The organism is Chryseobacterium oleae, assembly GCF_900115055.1.
GTDB lineage: Bacteria > Bacteroidota > Bacteroidia > Flavobacteriales > Weeksellaceae > Chryseobacterium > Chryseobacterium oleae.
The window spans coordinates 38,069-58,178 of sequence record NZ_FOVD01000006.1; the positions used below are offsets into that span (position 1 = coordinate 38,069).

Annotated in this window: 11 protein-coding genes; all 11 read right to left on the minus strand. The window is 40.6% G+C overall.

Annotation, left to right across the window (positions count from 1 at the left end):
* Window positions 1-160: 160 nt before the first annotated feature.
* The gene (locus tag BM143_RS17400) at window positions 161-688 is read right to left on the minus strand and encodes a cupin domain-containing protein (RefSeq protein ID WP_228430875.1); all 528 of its coding nucleotides are present in this window, start codon (window positions 686-688) and stop codon (window positions 161-163) included.
* Window positions 689-707: 19 nt separating this feature from the next.
* On the minus strand, window positions 708-2,978 hold the full coding sequence (locus BM143_RS17405; RefSeq protein ID WP_090025889.1) for a GH92 family glycosyl hydrolase: 2,271 nt from the start codon (window positions 2,976-2,978) through the stop codon (window positions 708-710).
* Window positions 2,979-2,995: 17 nt separating this feature from the next.
* Window positions 2,996-3,859, minus strand: a complete 864-nt coding sequence (locus tag BM143_RS17410; RefSeq protein ID WP_090025891.1) for an ROK family protein — start codon at window positions 3,857-3,859, stop codon at window positions 2,996-2,998.
* A 370-nt stretch (window positions 3,860-4,229) separates the two neighbouring features.
* Window positions 4,230-6,641, minus strand: a complete 2,412-nt coding sequence (locus tag BM143_RS17415; RefSeq protein ID WP_090025893.1) for an endo-beta-N-acetylglucosaminidase H — start codon at window positions 6,639-6,641, stop codon at window positions 4,230-4,232.
* 57 nt (window positions 6,642-6,698) lie between these two features.
* On the minus strand, window positions 6,699-8,843 hold the full coding sequence (locus BM143_RS17420) for an endo-beta-N-acetylglucosaminidase H (RefSeq protein WP_090025896.1): 2,145 nt from the start codon (window positions 8,841-8,843) through the stop codon (window positions 6,699-6,701).
* Window positions 8,844-9,024: 181 nt separating this feature from the next.
* Window positions 9,025-10,452 (minus strand): glycoside hydrolase family 125 protein, encoded by a 1,428-nt coding sequence (locus BM143_RS17425; protein WP_047450841.1) that lies wholly within the window; start codon window positions 10,450-10,452, stop codon window positions 9,025-9,027.
* A gap of 30 nt (window positions 10,453-10,482) precedes the next feature.
* On the minus strand, window positions 10,483-12,717 hold the full coding sequence (locus BM143_RS17430; RefSeq protein ID WP_090025898.1) for a GH92 family glycosyl hydrolase: 2,235 nt from the start codon (window positions 12,715-12,717) through the stop codon (window positions 10,483-10,485).
* A 130-nt stretch (window positions 12,718-12,847) separates the two neighbouring features.
* Window positions 12,848-13,819, minus strand: coding sequence for a glycoside hydrolase family 130 protein (locus BM143_RS17435; RefSeq protein ID WP_034724069.1), 972 nt, complete (start codon window positions 13,817-13,819; stop codon window positions 12,848-12,850).
* A gap of 39 nt (window positions 13,820-13,858) precedes the next feature.
* Window positions 13,859-15,145 (minus strand): MFS transporter, encoded by a 1,287-nt coding sequence (locus BM143_RS17440; protein WP_090025900.1) that lies wholly within the window; start codon window positions 15,143-15,145, stop codon window positions 13,859-13,861.
* 188 nt (window positions 15,146-15,333) lie between these two features.
* Window positions 15,334-16,971, minus strand: coding sequence for a SusD/RagB family nutrient-binding outer membrane lipoprotein (locus BM143_RS17445; protein ID WP_090025902.1), 1,638 nt, complete (start codon window positions 16,969-16,971; stop codon window positions 15,334-15,336).
* Window positions 16,972-16,985: 14 nt separating this feature from the next.
* Window positions 16,986-19,946, minus strand: coding sequence for a SusC/RagA family TonB-linked outer membrane protein (locus tag BM143_RS17450; RefSeq protein ID WP_090025904.1), 2,961 nt, complete (start codon window positions 19,944-19,946; stop codon window positions 16,986-16,988).
* Window positions 19,947-20,110: the final 164 nt, after the last annotated feature.

The window sequence follows — 20,110 nt, forward strand, 5'->3', positions numbered from 1 at the left end:
GTGTAGCAAAGGAGGAATCAACAAGTTGATTTGATGAAGGAGGCTACAAACTGATTACAAACAAACCAGCTAACAAACCTATAAGGTTTATATCTCACCATAACATAAAACAAAACCAGCATCGAATCGATGCTGGTTTTACTTTTTATATCATAGAAGATTATCTTCCGAAATCGTCCTGTACTCTTACAATGTCGTCTTCATCTGAAGGATGGGAAGCATCGGTATGCTGCCAGATTTCAGCAACAACACCCCAACCGTCAAGTCCTATCAGCCTGTGTCTTTCACCCTGCTGAAGCTTGATCTGATCTGCTGGATGGTATTCTTTCAACTCGCCTTCTTCATCGGTATTGCTTGTTTTGATCCCAACCGTACCTTCCACTACCTGCCAGATTTCAGCTCTGCGGTGGTGGTACTGCCAGCTTAGACGGGCATTTGGGGCCACCAAAAGGATTTTAGGACTCAGTTTTCCGCCTATTTTCAGACTTTCTACATCGATTCCGTCAAAATACTGATTCGCAAAATCCTGAGCCTGATTTTCATCGATCACGAAAAAGCCACCCCATGGTCTTGTATCATCTTTTGCCGCAATAGCAAAACCCTGGGTTTCCAGCATTTTGGTTACTTTCTCAAATATTTCTGTTTTCTCTGCATTCATAATGTATTCCTGTTCTAAAATTATTTTCAAATATAAAGTTTGTTGATCATTATTCCTTCGACATGGAGTATGGAAAATCCTTTTCCTGCGAGCCTCTTTCTTTATTCGGCTTGCTGTCCATCTGGAATTCCAGTACGGCTCCATTCATCAGTTCTTTGTGACTGAGCCAGTTTTTTGAATAAGACCGAAGATTTACGTTTAACGATTTAACATATAGATTTTCAGCACTGTTGGCTGGTGCTTTTATTTCAATTTTCTTACCATTTTCCAGGTGAATCACTGCTTCTTTGAAAAGCGGCGCTCCCAAAACATATTGATCTGTAGCTGGTGTTACCGGATAAAATCCTAATGCTGAGAATACATACCATGCGGAAGTCTGGCCGTTATCTTCATCACCACAATAGCCGTCCGGCGTTGCATAATAAAGCTTATCCATCACCTGTCTTGTCCAGTACTGCGTTTTGTAAGGCGCTCCGGCATAGTTGTACAAATAAATCATATGCTGGATCGGTTGGTTTCCGTGGGCATACTGTCCCATATTCATGATCTGCATTTCGCGGATTTCGTGGATGACGCTGCCATAATAACTGTCGTCAAACACCGGAGGAAGGGAAAATACTTCATCCAGCTTAGCTTCAAATTTCTTTTTGCCACCCATTAATTTAGACAAACCGTCGATATCCTGGAAAACCGACCAGGTGTAATGCCAGCTGTTTCCTTCTGTAAAGGCATCGCCCCATTTAAACGGATTGAATGGTGACTGGAATTTTCCATCTTTATTTTTGCCACGCATCAAGCCGGTTTCCGGGTCAAATACGTTTTTATAGTTATCTGCTCTTTTTTTATAAATATCAATTTCCGAAGCGGGTTTTCCCAATGCTTTTCCTAACTGATAAATGGCAAAATCATCATAAGCATATTCCAACGTTCTGGCAGCATTTTCATTGATCTTCACATCGTAAGGAACGTAGCCTAAAGTATTATAATATTCCACTCCCCTACGGCCGACAGCGTCAATCGGACCTTCGTTATTGGCTCCATGTTTTACGGCCTGCCAAAGGGTTTCCACATCATATCCGCGAAGTCCTTTGATGTAGGCATCTGCCACTACCGAAGCTGAGTTATTCCCGATCATGATGTCAGAATATCCCGGACTGCTCCACTCCGGAAGAAATCCTCCTTCCTTGAATGTATTGGCCAAACCTTCCTGCATTTCTACATTGATGCTTGGATAGACCAGATTCAGGAAAGGATACAAAGCTCTGAAAGTATCCCAGAAGCCTGTTCCTGCAAACATTTTCCCATCGAGAATTTTGCCGTTGTAAGGACTCCAGTGTTTTACTTTGTTGTTTGCATCTATTTCGTATAATTTCTGAGGGAAAAACAATGTTCTGTACAGAGAGGAATAAAATGTTCTCATCTGCTGATCCGTTCCGCCTTTCACCTCTATTCTTCCTAAGGTTTTATTCCAGATATTTTTAGCATCTGCTTTTACCTGTTCAAAATTTCTGCCTGCAATTTCTCTTTTCAGATTGAGTTCTGCCTGCTCGAAGCTGATGAATGAAGAAGCTGTTCTTGCATAAACACTTTCTTTATTTTTGAGTTTAAATCCAACAATGGCTCCTGCGTGATCGCTTGTAATTTCCAATTGATTCTTCACAAAAACGCTGTCTTTCCAGGTCGTCGTTAAATCAAAATCTTTATCAAACTGGATGACAAAATAGTTCTTGAAATTATTATATTTTCCTCTGGAATACTTTGTGGTGTACCCAAGAATTTTTCGTTCTTTAGGAAGAATTTTAATGTAGGATCCTTTGTTTAAGGCATCAATCACCACATATGCGCTGTCTGTTTTGGGGAAATCAAATTTAAAGAAAGCAGCTCTTTCCGTTGGAGTAAGCTCTGTCGTTACATTGATATCAGCCAGATAAACGCTGTAGCTATACGGTTTTGCATTCTCTGCTTTGTGGCTGAACCAGCTTGCACGTTCTTCCTCCTTAAATTTTAGTTTACCGACTCCAGGCATGATGGCGAAAGCACCGTAATCATTCATCCATGGAGATGGCTGGTGGGTCTGCTTAAATCCTTTGATCTTGTCTGCATCGTAGGTATATGCCCATCCGTCACCCATTTTTCCGGTTTGTGGCGTCCATAGGTTCATTCCCCACGGAAGTCCTATGGCTGGATAGGTATTCCCATTGGACAGCGATGGCTTGGATTGGGTTCCCATTAAAGGGTTGACATAATCCGCAGGCGATATTCCCTGGCCCAGCGCAAAGATATTGAGTACAATAAAAAAAGTTGAAAATAAAGACTTCATGATATCGTTTTGTTAATTTATCTGTTGCTTTTCTTCAAAGCATAACCTGCAGCACCCAGAATGGCCGCATCTTCAAAAATAGCGGAAATTTTAATAGGAAGCTTGATTTTATGCTCTTCCAGATGCTGATTTAACCTCTTCTTAAAATAAGGATAGACTTTTGCAATATTCCCGCCTATGACCAAAACTTCGGGATTGTAGTTTCTGACATATTGTACAATGAAGTCTGCAAAAGAATCTGCATAATCATCAAAGATTTTCTTCTGGATGTCTTCCGGCTGATCCAACAGGTCTTTCGTTCCTGATATTTCTCCACCGGTTAAAGCTTTATAATGATTCACGAACCAACGTGTGGCAAGGTAATCTTCACAGATAGAATCTTTGAAAGGTGAATCCCACAAATCTTCATCTGAGGCTACTTCTCCATCATAAAAAGCCGTTCCCAGACCTGTTCCCAGAGTAACTCCAAAAACTTTACGGTAATCCTGTACGCAGCCTCCGAAAACCTCTCCTTCAAGAAAAGCTCCGGCATCATTCACAAAATAAATCTGATCGGATGAAATGCCAAGCCTTTCAATCAGTTCCTGTTTAATATTGACCTGATACATATCGATAAATTTTCCCTGCTGCATCAGCGAAATGCCGTTTTCATAATCAAAAGGACCGGGCATCGCTATACCGATGAGAAGCTCACTTTTAACTAAATCATGGGTCACTTTTTCAATGGCAGAGATCCAGGCAGAAAAAATAGTTTCCTTTGGCCCGAAAGAATACACATGTTCTCTCACATATGTAGAACTGATGATTTCGCGCTTCTCCGGATCCACCTGCGCCATGGTAATATGCGAACCGCCAATGTCTATTCCTACTATATTTTGCATTCTTTTATGATATTTTTTTCTTTGGTCAGATACTAGATTTCAGACGTCAGATATCAGACTGTTGTGCTAAGATCTAAAACGATATTATTAAATAATCTAAGTAGTTATTAACCATGTCAAGGTTTTGAACCTTGACATGGTTAAGATAATTCCTACCCGTTTTTCAGTCTTATCATCTCAACTTTCTTACTTCTATCTCATGTCTGACACCTTTGCTCTTTATTCTTTTCTCCTATCCCGAATATTATTTATCAATACTCTTTTTACTATTAAAACAGACAGACAAGAAAGCCGGTTGGCTCCCTGTCTGCCCATAATAAAATCCCCTAATTTATTTTTACTTTTTATACGCCTAATGAGGATTACTTTTTTATTCTACAATCACTTTTCCGGAAGATGGTGTCTTGCTGTCTTTTGACTGTATGGTATAGATATAGGTTCCCGCAGATAAATTCTGGCTGCTGATCACCATATCATTTTTGTCTATTTTTTTGCTGACTATTAATTTCCCTGCCATATCATATAAAGTGATTTCACTGGCAGATTTGTCTTTGATGGTAAAATGGATGTCATTTCCTTTTTTAACCGGGTTTGGATATACATAACCTACCTTATTTTTTTCCGAAGAAATATCCTGTGTGGATAGCGCAGTACAGGCTACATCTGTTCTCCAGTTGGTATTGGTCATATTGGTCAGCGTTGCAAAGTGCGTGTTTGCGGTAGCATCCAAAGCTCCGTTTCCGCTGCCTTCATTCATTCTCCAGTTCGCTTCAAGATTCGGCGAGTTGGCCGGAACACCGCAGTTGTTGGCAAGAAGTTCCGCTGGTGTTAATGCTCTTTTCCATACTCTGAATTCGTCTAAGAATCCATTAAGGGTTCTTGCGTTTTCATAATTTCTGGCCAGATAAAGAATACCATTTGCGGTGAAATTACCTGTTGCAGCAACACTTGCATCCAGAACACCATTGATATACATTTTCATTGCCGAACCATCATAAGTCGCCGCGATATGATACCATGTATTGGTGTTAAATGTGCTCACAGAATTCAGCTTTATCTGAGAAGTTCCAAAGCTTAATATAAATTGCAGTTTGTTATTAGCCAAATTTCCATCTCCAAACCTCAGCATTGCAGAATTACTGTCCCCTACTTCAATACCCATTACGGATGAGATATAAGGAAAATTGGGTTTGAATGCCTTTACTTTTACCCATCCTTCAAAGGTCACAGCATTTCCGCTAAGGTTAAACTGTCCCGCATTCAGATAATTTGTGCTTCCATTGAACGAAAGTGATCTGGCGCCAGGGCTCTGTACAGGAGCAAATCCACTGTTAAATGTAGATTCACCGGAATATACGCTGGTCGTTGTTCCCCCACATACAGCCTGAACTTTCCATACATAGTTTGTATTTTCGGTTAAAGCCGGAAGGGTATATGAATTAGTAGCAACATTAGGAACATCAGTCCAGGTGGTTGCTGCAGAAGTTTTATACTGTAAATTGTAAGCAGTAGCAGTTCCTACGGCATCCCAGGATAATTTAGTTGTAGCTCCCAGGTAGCTTTCGGACTTCATGTCTGATGGCGTTCCGCATGTGCTTCCTGAATTAAAACGGGGTGCAAACAGATAAGTACTTTTTATGGTTGCAGAACAGTTCGACTGTATTCTCCAGTCATATTCAGTATTCAGGGTAAGGTTGTTGATGATGGTATTATTTCCTGACAAATTGGTCGCCACATTCACCCATGTAGTTGAATTGGCTGGTTTGTAATCAATATTGTAAGTCTGGGAAGCATTACCCGTCCAGTTTAATTTCGCTGAAGTTCCTGTGGTATTCGTTACTTCAAGTCCTAAAGGCGGATCGCAGGCATCACCCTGTGTCCAGGAATAAAGCTGACCGCTAAGCAAAGTATTTTCACCGTACAGAATATTGGATCCGGTACTCAGGTAGCTGGCATTGTTGGCTGCATTAAGATCATACCACATAAACACTCCGTACCCATCATTCATGGTGTTGGTGGCGAGCGTTGTAAGTGTAGCGGGAGACGTTGACTGTGGATTGCTGTTCTGAATCCAGGTAGCCGCAGCGGAAAGTTTGGAATTGGTAAGTGGCGGTACTGAAGGAGCGCTATACGTTCCGTAATACGGATTCCAGGCGTAATTGATATAATTTCCGGCTGCATCCCCATTGTAACTCTGTCTTGATATCGCTGGACCAATATAATAAAAAGTGATCAGCTTATCCGGCATGGCTAATTTGAGTTCCTGCAACAACATAACAAAAGAACTGTTGTTCGGCTGTCCTGTTCCGTTATTTCCATAGCCTGCATATTCATCATCCAGATCTACTCCATCCAAACCGTAAGTGTAGACTGTATGAGCAATCTGTTGTGCAAAATCACGGGCCGCTTCACGATTCGGGAAATTGGAAATACCCGCTCCCTGATGATTTCCTAAGATATCCAGCAGCACTTTAATTCCTTTTTGCTGTAGAGGCCTTACATAAGTATTGACGTCATTCAAGACCTTAGTTACATTGTTATTGCTCGAGATATAAGCTCTGCTTTTCGAAACGTCATAGTTGATGTTGGCTGCAAAAATAATGGCAACATCAAAAAGCTGTCTGTTCGTGTTCTGTAAGGTATAAGATCCCGCATTCAGCATATTGCTGTTATTCACTTCCACATAGCATACACCCAAAGGATTGAGCTGCTGTGCCTGAAGTCCGGATGCCGCTTGAATGACCAGTGCGATCAGGGCAGTAAGAATGGATTTTTTTTTCATAGTCTATAAGTTTTAATGGCAGATAAAATCATCGGGCCGAAGCCCAATGACTGTTTTTTATTTTATAATTAATTTTTCTGTCTGTTTCAAACTACCGTCCTGAGATTCGAACTGAATGATATAATTCCCCATCGAAAGCTTCGACAGATCATACGGGTGATCTCCGGCCTGAAGTATTTTGGTTTCTACAACACCTCCATTAAAATTATAAACCGATAATTTTCCTCTGCTATATTCTTCAGGAACAGAAACCGTAAGCGGGGACGATGCACTCATTGGATTTGGGTACAATCTGATCTGTTTTTTAGCTGACACCAGCTCCGAATCTATCTTTTGATTTTTAGCACTTGCTGAAGCCTTCTGATTTCCTGCCGGACATGGAATATCTGTTGCCCAGTTAGAAGCATCCACACCTGTCAGCGTTAACGCCAATCCGTTTCCTGAACTGTCCTGAACTGATGAACCGCTCCCTTCATTAAATTTCCAATAGGCAGCAAGAGAAGTAGCCGGAAGCGTTACATTACACATTTTCTGGCTGATTTCTGTCTGGGTCAATGCTCTTTTCCAAACTCTGAACTCGTCTATCTTTCCCTGAAAATTACGGGAACTATCATAAGCATAGCCTACATTAAACGCTCCGTTGGAAGTAATGCTCCCTGTTTGAGATCTGCTGGCATCAAGAACGCCATTAATGTAAATTTTCATCGCAGAACCATCGTATGTTGCTGCAACATGATACCATGTATTGGCATTTAATGCTGTAGTACCCGCCAGTTTCTGTGATGTATTGTTAATACTGATGACAAACTGAAGCTTGTTATTCGCAAGACTGGCATCACCTAAACGTAAAAGAGCAGAATTTCCTGTACTGACCTCTGTTCCCATAATTGACGATATATAGGGAAAGCCTGATTTGAAAGACGAAGGTTTGATCCAGCCTTCGAAAGATAATGCTGACCCGCTTAAATTCATATTCCCTGCAGAACCGGATTCACTGGTACCATCCAATAAAAGAGAGGTTGATCCTGACGGAGTTGTCCCGCCCACACTTTTGAATCTCGGAGCGAAAATATAAGTACTTTTCACGCTGCAGTTCGTTCTGATTCTCCAGTCATACTCTGAATTGGCTGTCAATCCGGATACGGTGACAGAAGTAGCAGAAATCGCCGTTGCCACGCTTGTCCATGTTGTAGCTGTAGCTAATTTATAATCTACATCATAGGTATTGGTTCCTACCGCTGACCAGTTCAGTTTTGCACTTGTTCCGGTAAGGTTGCTGGTGAATAACCCGATTGGAGCATCACAATTGGCTCCAGCCGTCCATGACTGTAAAGGAGTGCTCAAAACCGTCTGTTGTCCGTATAAAGTTTGGGTTCCGGCAGAAAGCTGCGCGGTTTCATTGGTTCCGTGAAGATCATACCACAGAAAAAGTCCGTATCCACCAGTTTTGGTTTGATTGGCTAAACTTGTTGTTGTAGCATTAGAAGTATTTCCCATCCACACTGCTGCGGGAGAAATCTGTGCTTTCGTAAGAGGAGGAACATTGGGTGCAGAAAACGTTCCGTACATGGCGTTCCAGCTGTAATTGATAAAGTCGCCCACTCTCAATCCGTTCCAGGAAAGTCTTGAAGCCGCGGGACCATAATAATAGAATGATATAATTTTATCCGGAAGCAGTGCTCTTAATTCCTGAACAAGCATCACAAAAGAGCTGTCATTGGGCTGGCCTGTTCCATTTTGTCCGTAATCTGAGTATTCATCATCAAAATCGATTCCGTCCAGACCGTAAGTATTTACCGTATGGGCAAGCTGCTGTGCAAAATCACGCGCTGCTTCACGGGTTGGAAAATTACAGAACCCTGCTCCCTGATGATTTCCAAGAATCGTTAAAACCACTTTCATCCCTTTATCCTGAAGCGGTTTTATATACGTACTGGCATTGGTGAGCACTTTGGTCACGTTGTTATTATTGCTCAGATAGGCTCTCCCGCGGGCAGCATCATAATTAATATTGGCAGCAAAAATATTCACGACATTAAACAGATAATTCCCTGATGTCTGCAGCTTATAGGCTCCGGCATTCAGGATATTATTGTTATTCACCTCTACATAGCATATTCCCGTAGGATTAAGCTGCTGTGCACTGAGCACAGGCATCGCATGGATGATCATGAGGATCAAAGTAGTAATGGCTTTTTTCATAATGTTTTTTTTAAGTTATTTTGATGTATTTATATCTATTCATTCCCTTCCAAAAAGAAGAAAATGATCAGTTAATGCCTGAGAATGTCAAAAGGTTTTCCCTCAATGAATTCTTTGTAAAACACTGCAACTAAAAAAACGGGAATAAAGGGCATGCTGCCACCTTCTGCAAATATCGAGTCTAAGTCAGTAAATCCTGATTCTCGTTAAAGGTTTTCCATAACAGTTCTCCGAATAATGTATTGGCCCATGCAAACCATTCTCTGGTGAACTTTTTATCATTGTCTTTATGGAAGGACTCGTGCATAAAGCCTGTTCCTCCATGGGTTTTCTGTAAAGTATCTATACACCATTTGATTTCCTTTCTGTCTTTCGTAGTAAGGGCTTTCATAATGATGCTCATTGGCCAGATCATATCAAGACCGATGTGTGGTCCACCGATTCCTTCTGCCAGTTTTCCTTTAAAAAAGAAAGGATTGTCTTCTGACCAAACGTAATTTCTGGTATTTATATAAACCGGATCATCAGCTTTTACGGCGCCCAGATAAGGAAGACCTAAAAGGCTTGGACAATTGGCATCATCCATTAAATTATAACTACCGAATCCATTGGTTTCGAAGGCATAAATCTTTCCGTATTGAGGGTGATTGTAGATTCCGTATTTCTTGATGGCCGCGTCTACCTCATCAGCCAGACTGTTCAGCTGCTGAGCCAGCGCTTTTTCATTTTTGATCTGCGAAACCATTTCTGCTGCCTGGCGTAAACTCACAACTGCAAATAAATTGGAAGGAATAAGGAAAGCATAGATGGTAGCATCATCACTCGGACGGAACATAGAATTGATCAATCCTACAGGTTTTGTCGGATAACCGTAACCTCCCATCGGAATGCCATCTGTAGCCCAGGCTGTCGTACGCTCGAACTGGTAAGGGCCTAAACCGGTTTTTCTCTGCTGCTCTATGAAAGTCTGTAAAGTCAGTTTAATTCCCTGCAGCCAATTGTTATCAAAAGGTGTCGTATCTCCGGTAGTTTTCCAGAAGTGGTAAGCCAGACGAATCGGATAGCACAGTGAATCGATCTCCCATTTTCTTTCGTGGGTTCCGGGTTTCATATCCGTATGATCGTATTCTTTCCACTTGCTTATTTTATTGTTATCGTTATAAAAAGCATTCGCATAAGGATCTTTCAGGATGAATTCGGTTTGTTTGTGAATCACTCCGGAGATCAGCTTGTGAAGTTTTTCATCCTTCTTTGAGAACTGCAGGTATGGGAAAACCTGTGCAGAACTGTCGCGAAGCCACATAGCATCTATATCTCCCGTAATCACATAAGTGTCCGGAGTTCCATTAATTTCTTTATAAAAAACGGTGGTATCTAAAGTATTGGGAAAGCAGTTTTCAAAAAGCCATGACAGCTCTTTATTCTTCACTTTCTTTTTAAAAGCTTCAATTGCACTTTCTACCGCTTCACTCGTAAAATGTCTTTTATCTTTCGGAACGCGGACTACAGGGAAATTTTCTACGCTCAATGTTTTTGCGAAAACATTTTGAGTAAACATCAATCCTGCTCCTGCCAGTGCACTTGTCTTTATAAATTTTCTCCTTTCCATTATACTTTTATATTTCGTTATTTTTTTGATCTATTTTACAGGCTTGCTTCCCATTACAAATTTCAGTTCGCCACCATTCATAATATCGCTGTGATTGATTTCCCAGCTTTTGAATTCTTTCCCGTTCAGGAACATTTTCTGAACGTAGATATTTTTATCCGAGATCTTCTCTGCAATGACTGTGAAGGTTTTTCCATTCTCCAGTTTTAAGGCTACTTTCGGAAACTGTGGTGCACCAATGGCATATACAGGTTTTCCGGGAGTCACCGGGTAGAATCCTAATGAAGAGAAAATATACCATGCAGACATCTGACCGCAGTCTTCATTATTGACAATGCCGTCTGGTTTTGCTGCGTACATATTATCGCGGATGAATTTGATCATTTTCTGGGTTTTGTAAGGAGCTCCCGCGTAGTTGTACAGGTAAGGAACATGATGCCCCGGTTCATCACCGAATCCCAGAGAACCTATGAATCCTGAAATATCTACATGCTGCTCACCGATCATTTTAAGTTCTTCCGTAAAGGTTTTGTCCAGTTTTTCTTCAAATCCTTTTTTTCCTCCGTATAAATTCATCATTTCATCGATCTGATGAGGAACAAAGAAATCGTAAGCCCAAATATTTCCGGATACCCAGTGCGGCTGAAGTTTTTTCCAGTCGTTGAGCGTAAAATCAGCAAGGAATTCTCCGTTTTTCTGTCTTGGCCAGAAATGTTTATTTTCTTTGTTGAAGGTGTTAAGGAAGCTCATAGAGCGTTTCTTATACACTTCCGCTTCTTCTTTTTTACCCAGTTTTTCAGCAAGCTGCTGAATGCACCAGTCGTCATACGCGTATTCCAGCGTTGCCGAAACTGAAGCTCCGTTTTCTGATGGGGTGTAGCCTAATTTAATATAATCATTAAGGCCTCCTCCGCCATCGCTGCTGCTAATTTTATCCGTTAAAGAAGCATCTTTCATCGCGGCAAATGCTTTCTCCTGATCAATTCCCGGTACGCCTTTGGAAATCGCGTCCCAGATCACCGACACACTGTGGTAACCGAGCATACAGAAGTTATCGTACCCGCACAATTCCCAGATAGGCATGTGATCTTTACGGTCTGTGTATCTGCTGATCAGAGAGTTGGCGAATTCTTTTGTATGTTTCTGATCCATAATGGTCAGCAAAGGGTGTGTTGCTCTGAAACCGTCCCAATAGGAATAGGTACTGTAGTTCGTAAACCATTTGGTGTTCATGTTTTCCTGCGCGGCTACATAATCTCCATTGGTATCCATATACAGATTAGGCGCAATGAATGTGTGATACACTCCGGTATAGAAGATTTTTCTCTGGTCATCCGTACCGCCGGTCACCTGGAATCTGTTGATAAGATCTCTCCATGTATTCTGAGCTGTTTCTTTAGCCTGTGCAAAATTTACATTCTTAGCTTCGGCATCAAAGTTTTCCTGCGCACCTTCCGTACTTACGGGAGATAGAGAAACTTTCACTTCAATGCTTTCATTCTCTTCAGTTGAAAATCTCACGAAAGCTTTGGCATCTTTGGCAAGAGCAATTTTTTCGTTCTCTTTTAATTTCCCTTCAGAATAAGTTCCGTAAGATTTAAACGGTTTTGAAAATTCCATCACGAAATAAGCAAAACGTTTTCCGCCCCAGCCGTTGCTGTAGCAATATCCTTTGATCTTATTGTTTCCTTCTATGCTTACCAGCGTATGATAAATATTCCCGAAGATTTTATTGGTAGGATCAATGATGACATTGGATTCTTCACTCTTTGGGAAGGTATATTTATGGAAACCTACTCTCGGAGAAGCGGTCAGCTCGGCTTTAATTCCGTAACTGTCCAACATCACGGAATAATATCCCGGTGAAGCGGTTTCTCTTTCGTGGCTGAATGTAGAACGGTAGCCACTTTCCGGTTTATCTTCCGAGCCCGGAAGCATCTTTATTTTCCCGACGGTTGGCATTACTAAAATATCTCCAAGATCTGCCCAGCCTGTTCCGCTGAGATGATTATGACTGAATCCCATAATGGTTTTACTGCTGTAATGATACCCTGAACACCAGTCCCAGTCACCACTTTTGGTATTCTGATCCGGGCTGAGCTGGATCATTCCAAAAGGCGTAGTTGCTCCGGGAAAGGTATGGCCGTGCCCTCCTGTTCCTATGAAAGGATCTACCCATGAAAGGACATTATCCTTCCGTTGCTGAGCGTTTCCAACATGAGAAAACAGGATCATTGACAAAAATATAAGCAGTTCTTTTTTCATAATCATAATAGGGAAATCTTAAAAATTTCTCAAGATAGGAGTTTATTTAACAATATAAAAACCGAAACAATGATTTCAACGAGCAGGAAAATAAAGTTGACCGGCATATTCTTTATATTTTTGAATCAGCTTACAGCGAATTCTTTTTCATAAAATCAATAATTTCAGAAATATATCCAAACGCTATGGCCACAACGGTATCCGCTGCTCCATAATATACGGTTACCTTATCTCCTTCCGAAAGGGCCGCACACGGGAACACCACATTGGGAATATCTCCCGTAAGTTCATACAGTTCTGCCGGAGCCAGTAAATAAGGTTTCGTTCTGTACAGTACTTTTGACGGATCTTCAAGGTCCAGCAGCGATGCTCCCATAGAATAACGGAACCCTCTGCAGGTATTGATTACTCCATGATAGAAAAGCAGCCATCCTTCATCCGTTTTAATAGGAACAGGCCCCGCTCCTATCTTTGTACACTGCCACGCACTGTCTTCAAACGGTGCTACTTTCATAACGCAACGGTGCTCACCCCAGTATTTCATATCCGGGCTGTAGCTGATGTAGATATCTCCGAAAGGCGTATGTCCGTTATCACTCGGTCTGCTCAGCATGGCATATTTACCATCTATTTTTTCAGGGAAAAGAACTCCGTTTCTGTTGAAAGGAAGGAATGCATTTTCGCACTGAAAGAATTCTTTAAAATCAAAAGTATAGGCTATTCCGATCGTCGGGCCATGATATCCGTTACACCATGTGATCCAGTAGCGGTCTTCTATAAAGGCAACGCGGGGGTCGTATTTATAGTCAGATTCTATCATTTCAGTATTTCCGGCTTTCATATCAATAGGATCATGATTGATCTCCCAATTGATCCCATCCTTACTGAAGCCTGCAAAAATATTCATCTGCACGGCTTTATTATCGCAACGGAAAACTCCCGCGAACCCATCTTCAAAAGGAACCACCGCACTGTTAAAAATGCTGTTGGACGTAGGTATTGCATATCTGTTGATAATCGGATTTGCAGAGTAACGCCACATGATATCCCGGCTGTCTTCCGGACGATCCTGCCAAGGGATCTTTGCTGGTTGAAATGTCATAAAGTATTTTTACTTTTATTTGTATGTTTAATGAATGATTTAGTGTTCTTTCGGCTGATCAGGATAAGAGAATGGCACAAGTAATGTCACGACAAAAGCCGGAATGGTAGCAATCAGAACCCAGATAAAAAACATCTTGTATCCTATCCAGTCGCTGATCATTCCGCTGAACATTCCGGGAATCATTACCCCAAGATTCATAATCCCGGTTGCAAAAGCGTAGTGAGCCGTTTTATGTTCACCCGGTGCGATCTGCTGCATGATGTAAAGCATGAGCCCTACAAAACCGAATCCGTAACCAAAATATTCCACTACGACGGCAATTCCTACCGGAAGCAGTTCTGTCGGCTGGAAATAGGCCAGTAATGCATAGACTACAAATGGAATATTAAAGGCCGAACACAGCCATATCAGCGATTTTTTCAGTCCTCTGGCAGCAATAAAATAACCGGCCAGTACAGATCCTAAAATAAATGCCGCTGAACCGTAGGTCCCATAAATAAGTCCAATCTCTGAGGTAGATAATCCCAATCCGCCTGATGTTCTCGGAGCTTTGAAAAATAAAGGGGCAATTTTGATCGCAAATCCTTCCGCAAAACGGTAGAGGATAATGAACAGTACAGCCCACATGATATTTTTCTTTTTGAAGAAAGAGATGATCACTTCCAACAGCTCTTTACGAATGTTTCCAGCTTTTCTGGTTTCTTTTTCCTGTTTATTTTCTTTCGGTAAAACAGCGTAATGGTAAATAGCCAACACCAAAAACAGAAGGCCATAAATACCCATGATGATCATCCAGGCATTGACCACTCCTTTTGTTTTTTCTAAAACACCGGCAAAATAAACCAGAACTCCGCTGCTTATGATTTTGGCCAGGTTATAGAAAGCTCCCTGCCAACCAATGTATTTTGCCTGTTCTTTGTTCGTTAAAAAATTGATGTAGGTTCCATCTGCAGCAATGTCATGCGTAGCGCCACAAAATGCAACCACCGCAAAAAGGGCAATGCTGTATTTGAAAAAATCCGGCAAAGGAAGCGTTAAGGCAACCAAAGCAAACAGAATTCCTATAGCAAACTGAGTGGCAACAACAAAGAACTTTTTGGTCTTATAAATCTCCAGAAAAGGGCTCCAGAGAGGTTTTAAGGTCCAGGAAAACATAATAAGTGCCGTCCAGAATGTAATCTTGGAATCTGAAACCCCCATATCCTTATACATAATTCCGGAAACCGCATTAATGGTCACAAAGGGTATTCCCATTGCAAAATATAATGTGGAGATCCAGAAGATCGGCTTTACTGAGCGAGTTTCAGACTTATTATTTCCCATATTCAAATTAAAATAGTAAAGAAAAGAGGACCTCTCAAAAGTGGCATTCCGGATTGAAACGAAACTAAAATTGAAGAATTCTGAAACAAACGTTTTAAGAAATTTCTCCTTCCGGAATGAAAAAAACCAAATTAAATCTGACTTTTGAGATGGCCTCTATATCTTTATTTTTGATCTGCTTAAAATTATTACTTTTTATCCCACCAAAGCTTGGTGCCTCCGTTGTCAGGGCCACCTAACTGCTGAACGGCCTGTGCATAGTTAAAAGTTGAATTTTTGGTATCATTTGTGAACGGAACTCTTCTGATCATCTGATCTGTACTGATTAATCCGCCACTATCATTTTTTCTGACTTTGAATAAAACCGGATACCCTGTTCTTCTCTGTTCAGCCCATGCTTCAGGACCGTCCGGATAAAGAGCCAGCCATTTTTGAGTAATAATTCTTTCCAGTTTCTTTTCGTTAGAATCACTGCTATTCCAGGCAATTGTAATTGTACTTAATTGTGAATTTCCGGCAAGTATATTATTATCTGCATTTTTTGGATCAATATAAGGAGCTTCTGTAGAAACACCATCTGCAAGATAAGTAGCTGCGTCAGCACTTTTACCCCATTCTCCAAAAGACTGGCTGACACCCGCCTGATAATTAGCCTGTATGTCACCTGCCCCTGAATAACCTCTCAAGGCTGCTTCAGCTTTTAAAAACCAGGTTTCAGCAGCCGTAAACAGTTTGAACTTTCCATTTACGCCGGAAAAATAATCACCGCTGGCAGCTCTTGCTGCCGGTTGCGAATAACCACCGTATGTCGGTTGCCCATTTATTAAATTAATCCCTTGACGTATTCCTATATATTGAGGTTTACCATTGATATAGGTTGCCGGATCGGTTGCCGGGTTGGCATATGCAGAAAGTCTGGGATCTTTGAAACCATTCATATAAGCCATGATGGGTGCCCCTATAGAACAGTCACCCCACGAATAGATAATAAAACTTAATTCGTGCTGCCCAACACTGATTAAAGCATTGTCTGCATTATCGGATATCAATCCTGCGGATGAGGCCAGCGCTTCTTCAGCATACTGTCTTGACTTTGCGGGATCAGCATAGCTCATACGCAACGCAAATCTCAGTTTAAGAGAGTTGGCCAATTTTGCCCATTTTGCTATATCTCCACCATAAATCAAATCTGATTTTTTCACAACACTTTTATCTTCTACATTCTGCGTTGCTGGAGTATTTTGTACTTTTTGCAAATCAGCAATAGCAACGGTAAGATCATGAATAAAATTATTGTAAGCGTCCTGCTGAGAATCGAAATCTGTAATACCGTTTGCATTAGGCGTGTCATATTTGCTGTACACTACGGGTCCGTGGCGATCTGAAACTCTTGATGCTGTAAGAATTTTCAATATTTTTTTTACTGCAAAAGTTGCTGTGAAATCTATCCCCGGATAATTGTCTTTTGCCGCATTATCAATGATAATAGAATTATTAAAAGTATCCTGCTGTCTCGCAATGATTCTATTGTTCCAGCCATCCATCATTAAATAGGTAAGATTATTTGTTCCCCCATTAAATTGTGATGCTGTACTGAACATTCCGCTATACATATCTGCATTAAGATTGGTCGCTAACTGATAATCTGCCTGAAAACCTCTTTGTATGGATTTCATAGGATCTACAATTGCTTTAAAATCTGCATAAAAATTTTCCGGACCACCCACTTTTTGCTTATTAAAATCTTCAAAGTCTCCGGTGCAGCTGGAGGCAGAAAAAAATACCGCCACTCCAAGTATATAAGTTTTAAAATTATTTATTTTCATTTTAGTATTGTATATTAGAAGTTAGCTTTTAATGATAATCCGATAGATCTGGTAATTGGTATACCAAAAGAATCCACTCCTACCCCACCAGGCGTGTTTCCTGAAACCTGTTCAGGATCAAACGGTGCTTTTTTATAAAAGAAAAATAGATTTGTTCCCACGATACTTACGGTTGCATTTCTCACGTAACTGGAGTTAATATCAAAAGTATACGCGATAGACGCCTGACGCAGTCTTACCGTGGTTGCACTGTATATATAGGCTTCATCAATTCCTGCGCTTTCCTGATTTGCTCCTACAGCTTTGTAATAGGTTTTAGCATCGGTTAGTCCGGTATATGCAGCTCCTGCATTCGGAGTTCCCGGTGCATATACAGCATTCGGAATAGCTACTCCGCCTGCATCTCTGGCAGAAGCACTCGTCTGGCTTACCCCAAGCATATCATTTGCTTTTTCTGTAAGAGAAAGAACTTTGCCCCCAAATTTTCCATCAACAAGAAAAGAAATTCCTAATTTTCCAATATTAAAAGTGTTGCCAAACCCTAACATAAATTTAGGATTCGGATTCCCTAAATAGCCAATGTTTTTCTCTGCCAAAGGTTTTCCATCAGCATCAACCAGAATTCTCCCCTGGTCATCTCTCAGGAATTTGATCCCATAGATGTCTCCAAAAGATCCACCCACTTTAAGTTTTGTATAAGCACCACCACCAGTAAGTGCAAGAGGTAGATTTTCCGGAACTTTTAACCTGTCTGGAAATAATTCTACAATTTTGTTTTTGTTGGTAGACCCATTTAAATTAGCTGTCCAGCCGAATTTTCCTGAATCAAATATTTTATAGGATAGAGAAGATTCAAAACCTGTATTTTGTATTTTCCCAGCGTTTACATAATAGGAACCAGATGGCAAACCTCCTAAATTAGAGGAGATCGTAACTGGCAGAAGCTGGTTGGTAGCTTTTGAATTATAGTAGGTGATATCAAAATTTAAACGGTTTTTAAACAATCTTAATTCAGTACCAACTTCAAAAGTCTTATTGAGTTCCGGTTTTACAAACAATTCACTGAAAGCAGGATCTGTCACGAGTGAATATTTAGGATATAAAATTTGACCGGCATCCACAATATATCCGTAAGCCGTATTATATGGAGTTGTTGCAGTTGTTAAATTGGCTGGTAATCCTAACCCTACGGTAGCATAAGACCCTCTGATTTTCCAAAAATTAATGGTTTCGGGCAGTTTGAAGATGGAGGATAATACAGCATTAACTCCTACAGATTCATAATCGTACCCATTCGTGTCTGTAAAAGCTAATGTAGAATCCCAGTCATTTCTAAAGGTCATATCTACATACACCATATTCTTATAACCCAAAGATGCACTTGCAAAAACAGACTGTATTTGTTTTTTAGTACTGTAATTTATATGATGAAACCCGTCTCCTACACTCCTGTCTACATTCCATTGCAGATTACTGAGTGTAAATAAATTCGGAGCTGCCAAATAAGCATTATCAATTTCCGTCACTGTATTTCTTGAGGTATTGATACTTCCACCCACTGTAAAATCCAATGAAATATCTTCGCTCAATTTTGGACTCCCTACCAATAAGACATCACCATAAGTAGAAGAGTTTTCATATTTGTTTTGAAGAAGTCTTCCATTAATTCCACTGCTCGTTATTAGGTTTGGATCTGAATAGGCCGAGACCCCTCTTTGGCTATCCGTAACATTCCAGCTATAGTTCCCTCTTATTCTGGCAGATAACCATGGATTGATTTGATAGGCAAGGGATAAAGCACTGTATGTATTTTTGTTATTAACAGTAACTCTATTTCTGTTTAATATCCAATAAGGGTTTTGTGTTGCTGGATTTCCGTTGAATTTTCCGTCCGGTCCTATTGCCCACCAGTTTTGAGCAGGTAATAATCTTGTTTTATCTATAAAAGAATAATTACTGTCATTATATTGATCAAAATCTACTCCTCTTGGCAACCAATACAAACTCACTAGAGGTGAGAAAGAAACACCGGGAGTCTGTCTGTTGACGCTATTCTGCAATGAACCAATAAAATTAGCATCCAGCGTTAACTTATCATTCAGATATTTACTGGAATTTCTAAAAGAGATATTATATTGATCAAAATAAGAAGAAGGAACAACTCCTTTATTAGTTGTATTTCCTATAGAGAAATAATTCGTTGATTTTTCAGTTCCTGACTGGAAAGAAAGGCTGTTCACCCATGTCGTTCCATTTTGCAGGAAATCTTTCAGGTGATCTTTAGAATCGCCTTTTGCCCCCCAGCTCTCATTGGAAACACCCGGAGCTTGGCCTGAGACTGCAGGATCATAAGAAAGGTAGCTATGTTGCAGCTTAGGAAGGCTATAGGCCTGATCTACTGTCAGACTCGTATTGTAAGTTATAGAACTTCTCCCTAATTTTCCTTTCTTAGTGGTAATCAGTATAACACCATTACCTCCCATAGAACCATAAAGAGCAGAAGCAGAAGCCCCTTTTAAGAAGTTCATGCTTTCAATGTCATCCGGATTGATGGAGCTTAAAACATCTCCTGCATCAGGCATTGTAGAATATTGGCTGGCCTCCGGAGCTTTTCCAACCCCGTTAATAATCGGTATACCATCTATAACATACAGTGGCTGGCTGCTGTTGGCAGATTTATTTCCTCTCATTAAAACCCTCACCGAACTTCCTACACCATTAGTTCTATTGATCTGTACGTTGGAAACTTTTCCACTGATAGAGTTTAAAAAATTGGGTGTTTTCACTTCCGTTAGTTCATCTCCACCAATTTGCTGGCTGGAGTAAGTAAGGGAGCGAGCCTGCCTTTTAATCCCCAAAGAGGTCACCACCACCTCTTCTATTTTAGTTGTATTAGCGGTATCTGCCTTTTTAGTTTCCTGTGCGTAAGCAGACAAAGAAAAAACTAATAAAACCGGTATAACAGTTTTTCTCATAAGGTTAGTTTTATTAAGATTTATTTGAGAATCAACCACATCCCTTTAAATTTCATTAACGATATAAAACATTATTTATCTTCTTTTTTCCGCAACATTCTGTTCTATACTCCTCAAATAATTAAAGTTTTGTTAAGATTTAATTCATATTAGCAAATCTAAAT

Bases quoted from the DNA above. Each gene is read 5' to 3' on its own strand.
- BM143_RS17405 (WP_090025889.1), bottom strand. From the start codon at position 2,978: ATGAAGTCTTTATTTTCAACTTTTTTTATTGTACTCAATATCTTTGCG.
- BM143_RS17410 (WP_090025891.1), bottom strand. From the start codon at position 3,859: ATGCAAAATATAGTAGGAATAGACATTGGCGGTTCGCATATTACCATG.
- BM143_RS17415 (WP_090025893.1), bottom strand. From the start codon at position 6,641: ATGAAAAAAAAATCCATTCTTACTGCCCTGATCGCACTGGTCATTCAA.
- BM143_RS17420 (WP_090025896.1), bottom strand. From the start codon at position 8,843: ATGAAAAAAGCCATTACTACTTTGATCCTCATGATCATCCATGCGATG.
- BM143_RS17425 (WP_047450841.1), bottom strand. From the start codon at position 10,452: ATGGAAAGGAGAAAATTTATAAAGACAAGTGCACTGGCAGGAGCAGGA.
- BM143_RS17430 (WP_090025898.1), bottom strand. From the start codon at position 12,717: ATGAAAAAAGAACTGCTTATATTTTTGTCAATGATCCTGTTTTCTCAT.
- BM143_RS17435 (WP_034724069.1), bottom strand. From the start codon at position 13,819: ATGACATTTCAACCAGCAAAGATCCCTTGGCAGGATCGTCCGGAAGAC.
- BM143_RS17440 (WP_090025900.1), bottom strand. From the start codon at position 15,145: ATGGGAAATAATAAGTCTGAAACTCGCTCAGTAAAGCCGATCTTCTGG.
- BM143_RS17445 (WP_090025902.1), bottom strand. From the start codon at position 16,971: ATGAAAATAAATAATTTTAAAACTTATATACTTGGAGTGGCGGTATTT.
- BM143_RS17450 (WP_090025904.1), bottom strand. From the start codon at position 19,946: ATGAGAAAAACTGTTATACCGGTTTTATTAGTTTTTTCTTTGTCTGCT.